Below are 10,000 nucleotides of genomic sequence, written 5' to 3' on the forward strand. Positions count from 1 at the left end.
CATCGCATTGTATTTTTATTAGATATCGAGAGTTAACGGATGTTATAGCACATAATTGTTGTACAGAAGTTATACAAACTGAGAAAAGGAGGGATCAGGATTGGAGAATATCGGGGATCTTTGGAGCAAAGCCTTAGAAAGCATCGAAAAAAAGATAAGCAAACCGAGCTTTGACACTTGGTTAAAGTCGACTAAGGCACATTCCATACAAGGGGACACTCTTGTCATTACAGCTCCAAATGAATTTGCGCGGGATTGGTTAGAAGGACGCTACTCTCAATTAATCTCCGGGGTTTTGTATGATATAACGGGCGAAGAATTGGTCGTGAAATTCATCATTCCTCAAAACCAGGAGCCGGAAGAGTTTGATATTCAATTACCGCCAAAGAAATCGATGAAAGACGATGATCAGCAGGATATCAATCAAAATATGCTGAACGCTAAATATACATTCGACACCTTTGTCATCGGTTCGGGCAACCGTTTCGCCCATGCTGCTTCTTTAGCTGTGGCTGAAGCACCTGCAAAAGCCTATAATCCCTTGTTTATTTATGGTGGAGTGGGACTGGGTAAAACTCACTTAATGCATGCGATCGGACATTATGTACTGGAGCATAATCCTGCTGCTAAAGTGGTTTATCTATCCTCTGAGAAATTCACGAACGAATTCATTAACTCCATTCGAGACAATAAAGCAGTCGATTTCCGCAATAAGTACCGCAGCGTTGATGTTTTATTAATAGATGACATTCAATTTTTAGCAGGAAAAGAACAAACACAAGAGGAATTTTTCCATACTTTTAATACCTTACATGAAGAAAGCAAGCAGATTGTCATTTCCAGTGATCGGCCACCGAAAGAAATTCCGACACTCGAAGACAGACTTCGCTCTCGATTCGAATGGGGTCTTATTACAGACATAACACCGCCAGATCTCGAGACGAGAATTGCGATTTTACGAAAAAAAGCAAAGGCTGAAGGATTGGACATTCCAAATGAAGCCATGCTTTATATAGCTAATCAAATCGATTCAAACATTCGTGAGTTAGAGGGCGCTTTAATCCGGGTTGTTGCGTACTCTTCTCTTATAAATAAAGATATTAACGCTGATCTGGCAGCTGAAGCTTTGAAAGATATCATTCCGAGCTCAAAACCGCGGGTTATCACCATCCAGGAAATTCAACGTGTCGTTGGAGAGCACTTCAATGTGAAGCTGGAAGACTTTAAGGCCAAGAAACGAACAAAGTCCATTGCGTTTCCCCGACAGATCGCTATGTATCTATCCAGGGAAATGACGGATTCTTCACTTCCAAAGATCGGGGAAGAGTTCGGCGGTCGGGATCACACGACTGTCATTCATGCTCATGAGAAGATCAGTACATTACTCGGAGCAGATGCTCTTCTTCAGCAGCAACTGAAAGAAATTCGTGAGTCTTTGAAGAGTTAATCTTACACACAAAAAAACTGGATAATGTGAATAACTAAGACAAACTAGCACACAGTCTGTCCACATGTGGATAGGCTGTGTTTACGTTGAATCCACACACTTATCCACATATCAACAGGCCCTACTACTTCTATTACTATTTTTTAAATAAATTATTAGTATATGATTCAGTCCATAAAATTATGTGCAAATTGGAGGAATAAATCATGAAATTTGTTATTCAAAGGGACTATCTTGTTCAAAGCGTCCAAGATGTCATGAAAGCAGTAACGTCAAGAACAACCATTCCCATTCTTACAGGAATAAAAATTATTGCTACTGAAGATGGCGTAACATTAACAGGTAGTGATTCAGATATTTCAATTGAATCTTTTATTCCGAATGAGGAAGAAGGTTCAGAAATTGTAGAGATCATGGAAACTGGAGGAATTGTTCTTCAAGCTAAGTTCTTTAGTGAAATCGTTAAGAAATTACCTAAAGATACAGTGGAAATTGAAGTTCAAAATCATTTCCAAACGGTTATTCGTTCGGGGCAGGCGGAATTTAATTTAAACGGTTTAGATCCGGAAGAGTACCCACATCTTCCTCAGATTGAAGAAGGAAACGGAATTAAAGTTTCAACCGATCTTCTAAAAACGATGATCAGACAGACCGTATTTGCAGTGTCCACCTCAGAAACACGCCCCATCTTGACAGGTGTAAACTGTCAGATTGAAAACGGGGAACTAAGCTGTATTGCAACAGATAGTCACAGACTTGCGATGAGAAAAGCGCCAATTGAAACAAATCATGATGCTTCATACAATATTGTGATTCCAGGGAAAAGCTTAAACGAGCTGAATAAAATCCTTGATGATACTGAAGAGCCTGTGGAAATCGTGATCACTGAAAACCAAGTGCTATTCAAAGCGAAGCACTTATTATTCTTCTCAAGATTATTAGAAGGGAATTACCCTGACACAAGTCGATTGATTCCTTCAGATACAAAAACAGAACTAACGCTGAATACGAAAGAATTTTTACAAGCGATAGACCGTGCGTCATTACTTGCCAGAGAAGGAAGAAACAACGTAGTGAAACTTTCAACTCTGGATGGCGGCATGATTGAGATTTCGTCTAACACACCGGAGATCGGGAAAGTAATCGAACAGGTGCAAAGCCAGTCCATTGAAGGAGAAGAACTGAAGATCTCCTTTAGTGCTAAATATATGATGGATGCGTTAAAGGCCATTGAAGGAACCGAAATTTATGTAAACTTCACTGGAGCCATGAGACCGTTCGTACTGAAACCACTTCATGATGATTCGATCCTTCAGTTGATTCTTCCAGTTAGAACGTACTAATGAATAGACAAGAGCCGATGCCTTTCACATGAGGTATTGGCTCTTTTTCTACACTTCATCTGGTAATTGAAGGAATTCCTCTCGTCTATTCAATGAAAAATCCAATGATAACAAGGACAAATTGCTCTGCGAGTCCTTGCTGATTTTTCGTTAGTTGTGACTTAACTCCATTTAGAGTAAAATAAGATATTAGAGACTTTATACGGAAAGTAGTGATTTTAGTGGCGAAAGAGATCACCATTGAAACAGAAATCATCACATTGGGACAATTCCTGAAGCTTGCTGAAGTAATTCAGTCCGGCGGGATGGCGAAGTGGTTCTTAAGTGAATATGAAGTATACATAAATGGCGAACAAGACCAAAGAAGAGGCAGAAAACTCACAATTGGTGACACAATTGAAATTCCGGAAGTAGGAGTATTTGTGGTTGCTGGAGAATAATAAAGGGTGTTATTTCCATGTACATTGAACAATTAGAATTAAGAAACTATCGAAATTACGAATCAATCGACGTGAGTTTCGAAAATAAGGTGAACGTAATTCTTGGAGAGAATGCTCAAGGGAAGACCAATATTATGGAGTCTATCTATGTACTGGCTATGGCTAAATCCCACCGGACTTCAAATGATAAAGATTTAATCCGTTGGGACGAGGAATATGCTAAAATAAAAGGTAGGATTCAGAAATATAATGGCGCGTTACCATTGGAGCTTGTCCTGTCAAAAAAGGGAAAAAAAGCGAAAAGTAATCACCTTGAACAATCTAAACTAAGTCAATATGTCGGCAATATGAATGTTGTCATGTTCGCGCCTGAAGATCTCCATTTAGTAAAAGGGAGCCCTCAAGTAAGGCGTCGTTTTATTGATATGGAAATCGGTCAGGTTTCTCCTGTTTATTTACATGATATCAGCCTTTATCAAAAAATATTACAGCAACGGAACCATTATCTGAAACAATTGCAAACGAGAAAACAAAAAGACCAGACCATGCTGGATGTCTTGACGGAACAGTTCATAGAGATGGCTGTGAAAATTACGAAAAAGCGCTTTGAGTTCGTTCAGCTGTTAGAAAGTTGGGCAAAACCGATCCATTCTGGGATATCCAGGAACTTAGAAACCTTAGAAATCGTATATAAACCGTCTTTAGATGTATCAGATAATCAAGAATGGTCAAAAATGGTAGATATATATGAGCAGAAATTTGATGGTATCCGCGAACGGGAAATTGATCGCGGTGTGACCCTGGTCGGGCCACATCGGGACGATCTTCAATTTATTGTGAATGGACGGGATGTTCAAACATTTGGATCGCAGGGGCAGCAACGGACAACAGCCCTCTCTGTGAAGCTTGCAGAAATCGAGCTGATTCATTCTGAAATTAAAGAATATCCCATCTTACTTCTTGATGATGTCTTGTCTGAATTAGATGATTATCGACAGTCACATTTACTAAATACCATCCAAGGGAAAGTTCAAACCTTTGTCACGACCACGAACGTGGATGGAATTGACCATCAAACCTTAAACGAAGCGACTACTTTTGAAGTGGAAGCCGGATCAATGAAAAGACTGAAATGAGGTGTTACCTTGTACATACATGTTGGAGAAGATGTCATGGTACGTACAGATGAAATCATCGCAATTATTGATCGAGACACCGTTCAATTTTCAGAGGAAATTCAACACTTCTTAAAAACGAAAGATAAAAACCTTTGTAATCTTGCAAAGGGTTCATATAAATCTCTTGTTATTACGTCTAATCAGTTGTATCTTTCACCACTGGCATCAAGTACGTTAAAGAAACGATCAAAGAAATACTCAAACTATGAGAATTTATTATAGAAATATAAAGCCCTGAAGGTTAGAAAGTGTAGGTGAATCAGTATGGCTATGGAACAAAAACAAGCGCAACAAGGTCAGTCCTATGATGAAAATCAGATTCAGGTTTTAGAAGGATTAGAGGCCGTTAGAAAAAGACCTGGTATGTATATTGGATCAACAAGCGGAAGAGGCTTGCATCACTTGGTGTGGGAAATTGTTGATAACAGTATCGATGAAGCGTTAGCCGGTTACTGTAATGAAATCGAAGTCATTATCGAAGAGGATAACAGTATTACTGTTACCGATAATGGACGTGGTATCCCTGTCGGTATTCACGAAAAAATGGGACGTCCTGCCGTTGAGGTAATCATGACGGTCCTTCACGCCGGTGGTAAGTTCGGCGGCGGCGGATATAAAGTATCCGGAGGTCTTCACGGGGTTGGGGCATCAGTTGTAAATGCTCTTTCCACAGAACTTGAGGTCCATGTTCATCGTGATGGAAACATCTATTATCAAAAATTCGAAAAAGGTGTTCCAAGCTTTGATCTTAAGGTGATCGGAGAAACGGATAAAACGGGGACTATCATTCACTTCACTCCAGATCCTGAAATCTTTACTGAAACGACGGAATACGAGTATGACACACTTGCAAACCGTATTCGCGAACTGGCTTTCTTAAACAGAGGGATCCAAATCAGCATTGAAGATAAGCGAGGAGAAGGGAAACGGAGAGACTACCATTACGAAGGTGGAATTAAGTCCTACGTTGAACATCTTAATCGTTCTAAAGAAGTCATCCATGAAGAACCAATCTACATTGAAGGCGAGAAAGACGAGATTACGATTGAAATCGCTCTTCAATATAACGATGGTTTCGCAAGTAATCTTTATTCCTTCGCCAATAATATCCATACACATGAAGGTGGAACCCATGAGTCCGGATTTAAAACGGCTTTAACGAGGGTCATAAACGACTATGCCCGAAAAAATAATGTGTTTAAAGAGAGCGATGCGAATCTTTCAGGGGAAGATGTTCGTGAAGGATTAACAGCCATTATCTCGATCAAACATCCTGACCCTCAATTCGAAGGTCAGACAAAAACCAAGCTCGGGAACTCAGAAGCAAGAACGATTACAGATTCCCTCTTCTCAGAGCATCTGGAAACGTTCTTACTTGAAAACCCGGTTGTCGCACGAAAAGTGGTAGAAAAAGGACTGATGGCTGCACGTGCCCGACTGGCTGCGAAAAAAGCAAGGGAGCTTACCCGTCGTAAGAGTGCCCTGGAGATTTCCAGCTTACCTGGTAAATTAGCAGACTGTTCTTCCAAAGACCCAAGCATCAGTGAGATCTACGTGGTTGAGGGTGACTCAGCCGGTGGATCTGCTAAACAAGGCCGTGATCGTCATTTCCAAGCCATTCTTCCTTTGCGGGGTAAAATCATCAACGTAGAAAAGGCACGTTTGGATAAGATCCTCTCAAATAACGAGGTCCGTGCGATTATAACCGCTCTAGGCACAGGGATTGGCGAAGACTTCAATCTGGCAAAAGCGAGATACCATAAAATCGTGATCATGACCGATGCCGACGTTGATGGCGCACATATTCGTACACTATTATTAACGTTCTTCTATCGCTACATGAGAAATATCATTGAAGCAGGCTACATCTACATCGCTCAACCTCCTTTGTACAAAATTCAACAAGGGAAGAAAATCGAGTATGCCTACAATGATAAAGAACTGGATCGCATCCTTGCAGAAATCTCCCCGACACCTAAACCTGGAATCCAGCGTTACAAGGGTCTTGGAGAAATGAATCCTGAGCAGCTTTGGGAAACGACGATGGATCCGGAATCAAGAACCCTGCTGCAAGTAAGTCTTCAAGATGCGATTGAGGCTGACGAAACCTTTGATATCCTGATGGGTGACAAAGTTGAGCCGAGACGTAACTTCATCGAAGAAAACGCAGCTTACGTTAAGAATTTGGATATCTAAAATAAAATAAACAGGATAGACATGCGTGCTATCCTGTCTTTTACATAGCGGACAAGGTAAAGAATGAGAAAGGTATAAATCTTTCTTTAAAAGGAGGTCCCTTTTACTATGGCAGAAACACCGAGATCGAATGTTAAAGAGATTAATATAAGTAGTGAAATGCGCTCGTCTTTCCTGGATTATGCGATGAGTGTTATCGTTTCCCGTGCACTACCGGATGCCCGTGACGGTCTGAAACCTGTACATCGTCGTATTTTGTATGCGATGAATGACTTGGGAATGACGGCAGATAAAGCATACAAGAAATCAGCCCGTATCGTCGGTGAAGTAATCGGTAAGTATCACCCCCATGGTGACTCTGCTGTTTATGACACGATGGTGCGTATGGCACAGGATTTCAACTATCGCTACATGCTTGTAGACGGTCATGGTAACTTTGGTTCTGTTGATGGAGACGCAGCTGCGGCCATGCGTTACACAGAAGCACGTATGTCCAAGATCTCTATGGAACTCATTCGTGATATTAATAAAGATACAATTGATTATAAAGATAACTATGATGGTACCGAGAGAGAGCCGGAAGTATTACCTGCCCGTTTCCCTAACCTGTTAGTGAACGGTTCTTCAGGTATCGCTGTAGGGATGGCAACGAATATTCCACCTCATAATCTTGGAGAGGTCATCGATGGAATCCTTGCATTAAGTAAAGATCCCGACATTACGATTCAAGAGCTGATGGAATTCATCTACGGACCTGACTTCCCAACTGCTGGATTAATTGTAGGAAGAAGCGGGATCCGTCGCGCCTATGAAACAGGTAAAGGTTCCATCACCATGCGTGCCCGTGTGGAAATTGAACAAAAAAGCAACGGGAAAGAAACGATTATCGTTCATCAAATTCCTTATCAAGTAAATAAAGCGAGACTGATCGAGAAGATTGCCGATCTTGTTCGTGATAAGAAAATTGATGGCATCACAGATTTACGTGATGAATCGGACCGTAATGGTATGCGTATCGTAATTGAAGTAAGAAAAGATGCGAATGCGAATGTCTTGCTTAATAATCTATATAAGCAAACGGCTCTTCAAACAAGCTTCGGTATTAACCTTCTGGCACTTGTTGATGGGCAGCCTAAGGTATTGAATTTAAAAGAGTGTCTATATCATTACTTACAGCATCAACGCGTGGTCATTCGTCGTAGAACGGAATTCGAATTGCGCAAAGCTGAAGCAAGGGCCCATATCTTAGAAGGCTTACGAATCGCCTTAGATCATATTGATGAAATTATCGCCCTTATTCGCGGATCTCAAACAACAGAACTTGCGAAACAAGGATTGATGGAGAATTTCTCCCTTTCTGACAAGCAGGCTCAAGCGATCCTGGATATGCGACTTCAACGTTTAACCGGATTAGAACGGGAAAAAATTGAAGACGAGTATCAAGAACTAGTGAAGCAGATTGCAGAATTGAAAGCGATCCTGGCAGATGATGAAAAAGTTCTTGAAATCATCCGTGAAGAGCTTATTGAGATCAAAGAACGCTTCAATGATGAAAGAAGATCAGAAATCGTAGCGGGTGGAATTGAGAATATCGAAGATGAAGACTTAATTCCAAGAGAAAACATTGTCGTATCCCTTACTCATAACGGATACATCAAGCGCCTGCCTGTCTCAACCTACCGCAGTCAAAAGCGAGGAGGAAGAGGGATCCAGGGAATGGGTACCAATGATGAAGACTTCGTTGAACACTTACTGACAACATCAACCCATGATACGATTCTATTCTTTACAAACAAAGGAAAAGCATACCGCGCGAAAGGATATGAAATTCCTGAATTCAGCCGTACTGCTAAAGGACTTCCGATCATCAACCTCCTTGGGGTAGAAAAAGATGAGTGGATCAACGCCATGATTCGAGTGGAAGAATTCGTGGACGACTGGTACTTATTCTTTACAACCAAGCAGGGTATCTCAAAACGTACGCCGGTATCAGATTTCGCCAATATCCGTACGAACGGTCTGATCGCCATTAATCTTCGAGAAAATGATGAGCTCATTTCCGTCAAACTGACTGATGGTGAAAAAGATATGATCATCGGAACGAAAAAAGGTATGCTCATTCGTTTCCCTGAAACGGATGTTCGTTCAATGGGAAGAACAGCTACCGGGGTAAAAGGGATTAACCTAAGTGACGATGACATTGTTGTTGGAATGGAAATCCTGGAAGAGAAGAGTGATGTGTTAGTTGTAACCGTAAATGGTTACGGTAAACGTACTCCTGCCAGTGAATATAGAGTTCAAACACGTGGAGGTAAAGGATTAAAAACATGCAACGTGACGGAACGTAACGGAGAGCTGGTCTCTGTTAAAGCTGTTACAGGTGAAGAAGACTTAATGATCATCACAGCACATGGTGTCCTTATCCGTATGGACGTGAATGATATTTCCACTACAGGTCGTAACACTCAAGGAGTCAAGCTGATCCGTCTTCAAGAAAGCGAATTTGTTTCAACAGTTGCCAAAGTTGAAAAAGAAGATGAAGAAGAAACGGAAGTACCAGTTGAAACTGCTGAGGGAATTAAACAACCGGACAGCGAAGACCAAACATCTTCTGAAGATGTTGAAGACATAAGTGATGATACAGAAGAATAAATGAAGGGTAAGCTGTTTCCAGTAATGAGGCTCTCATACTGGAAACGGCTTATTTTTTTGTGAATAATAACTATAACCTGTTAAATTTGGTAAAATAAACTAGAAGAAAAAGGTTAGAAGTGAGGTGTTCATAGTTGAAGGTACATCGTGGAGAGATACAATTAGGATGCATCGTAGCAGAAGATGTTATGGGAATGGCAGCGACCCCTATTATTCCAAAGAATACAGTACTTGAAGAAGAACATTTGAAAATCCTTCAAGCGTTTCATATTACTGAACTCATAATTGAGAAAACAAAATCGGATGGACATCCATTTAGAACACCAGTCTCTACTGATAAAGAGATAGTGGTGGAAGAAATCAATGAGCCACTCGGTTTCTTCGATCTCTATATGATGACCATCAGGGAATTTAAGAAAGAATTCATGAACTGGCAATCAGGCACAGCTGTAAATGTTGCAAGAGTGAGAGAATTAATACTCCCGGTTATTCAAAAGGCTGAACGTAACCATACATATGTGTATTCTCTCCATCAATATTCAACCAAAAAAGATTATCTCTATCATCATGCCATATCGGTGAGTATCATAAGCGCGCTCCTGGGTAAGAAGTTAGGCTTAAATTCAGGTCAGGTGAACCAGCTGGCTTTAGCAGGTATTCTGGCAGACTGTGGAATGGCCAAAGTCAGTCCACACATATTAACAAAGGAACAGCCTTTAACAGAGGGTGAATTTAAAGAAGTGA

At 40.8% G+C, this 10,000-nt stretch carries 8 protein-coding genes (1 of these 8 cut by a window edge); all 8 read left to right on the forward strand.

The window, feature by feature from the left end; genetic code table 11:
* Positions 1-100 precede the first annotated feature (100 nt).
* The gene (gene dnaA / locus AAEM60_RS00005; RefSeq protein ID WP_299745599.1) at positions 101-1,447 is read left to right on the forward strand and encodes a chromosomal replication initiator protein DnaA; all 1,347 of its coding nucleotides are present in this window, start codon (positions 101-103) and stop codon (positions 1,445-1,447) included.
* A 206-nt stretch (positions 1,448-1,653) separates the two neighbouring features.
* Complete coding sequence (dnaN, locus tag AAEM60_RS00010; protein ID WP_044340279.1) at positions 1,654-2,790, forward strand: DNA polymerase III subunit beta; 1,137 nt, start codon at positions 1,654-1,656, stop codon at positions 2,788-2,790.
* 221 nt (positions 2,791-3,011) lie between these two features.
* Positions 3,012-3,230, forward strand: coding sequence for a S4 domain-containing protein YaaA (gene yaaA / locus AAEM60_RS00015; protein WP_044340280.1), 219 nt, complete (start codon positions 3,012-3,014; stop codon positions 3,228-3,230).
* Between the two features lie 17 nt (positions 3,231-3,247).
* Complete coding sequence (gene recF / locus AAEM60_RS00020; protein ID WP_044340281.1) at positions 3,248-4,366, forward strand: DNA replication/repair protein RecF; 1,119 nt, start codon at positions 3,248-3,250, stop codon at positions 4,364-4,366.
* A gap of 9 nt (positions 4,367-4,375) precedes the next feature.
* Complete coding sequence (locus AAEM60_RS00025) at positions 4,376-4,630, forward strand: extracellular matrix/biofilm biosynthesis regulator RemA family protein (RefSeq protein WP_113969423.1); 255 nt, start codon at positions 4,376-4,378, stop codon at positions 4,628-4,630.
* Between the two features lie 48 nt (positions 4,631-4,678).
* A complete protein-coding gene (gene gyrB, locus AAEM60_RS00030) occupies positions 4,679-6,604 on the forward strand; it encodes a DNA topoisomerase (ATP-hydrolyzing) subunit B (RefSeq protein ID WP_341358033.1) in 1,926 nt (641 codons plus the stop codon).
* 108 nt (positions 6,605-6,712) lie between these two features.
* Complete coding sequence (gyrA, locus tag AAEM60_RS00035; RefSeq protein WP_299745612.1) at positions 6,713-9,256, forward strand: DNA gyrase subunit A; 2,544 nt, start codon at positions 6,713-6,715, stop codon at positions 9,254-9,256.
* Between the two features lie 134 nt (positions 9,257-9,390).
* On the forward strand, positions 9,391-10,000 hold the 5' portion of the coding sequence (locus AAEM60_RS00040) for an HD-GYP domain-containing protein (protein ID WP_341357219.1). Its footprint extends 473 nt past the window's final position; 610 of the gene's 1,083 nt are visible here — the first part of the coding sequence; its start codon is at positions 9,391-9,393; its stop codon lies off the right edge, out of view.

It is taken from the genome of Rossellomorea sp. y25, from assembly GCF_038049935.1.
Taxonomy (GTDB): Bacteria; Bacillota; Bacilli; order Bacillales; family Bacillaceae_B; genus Rossellomorea.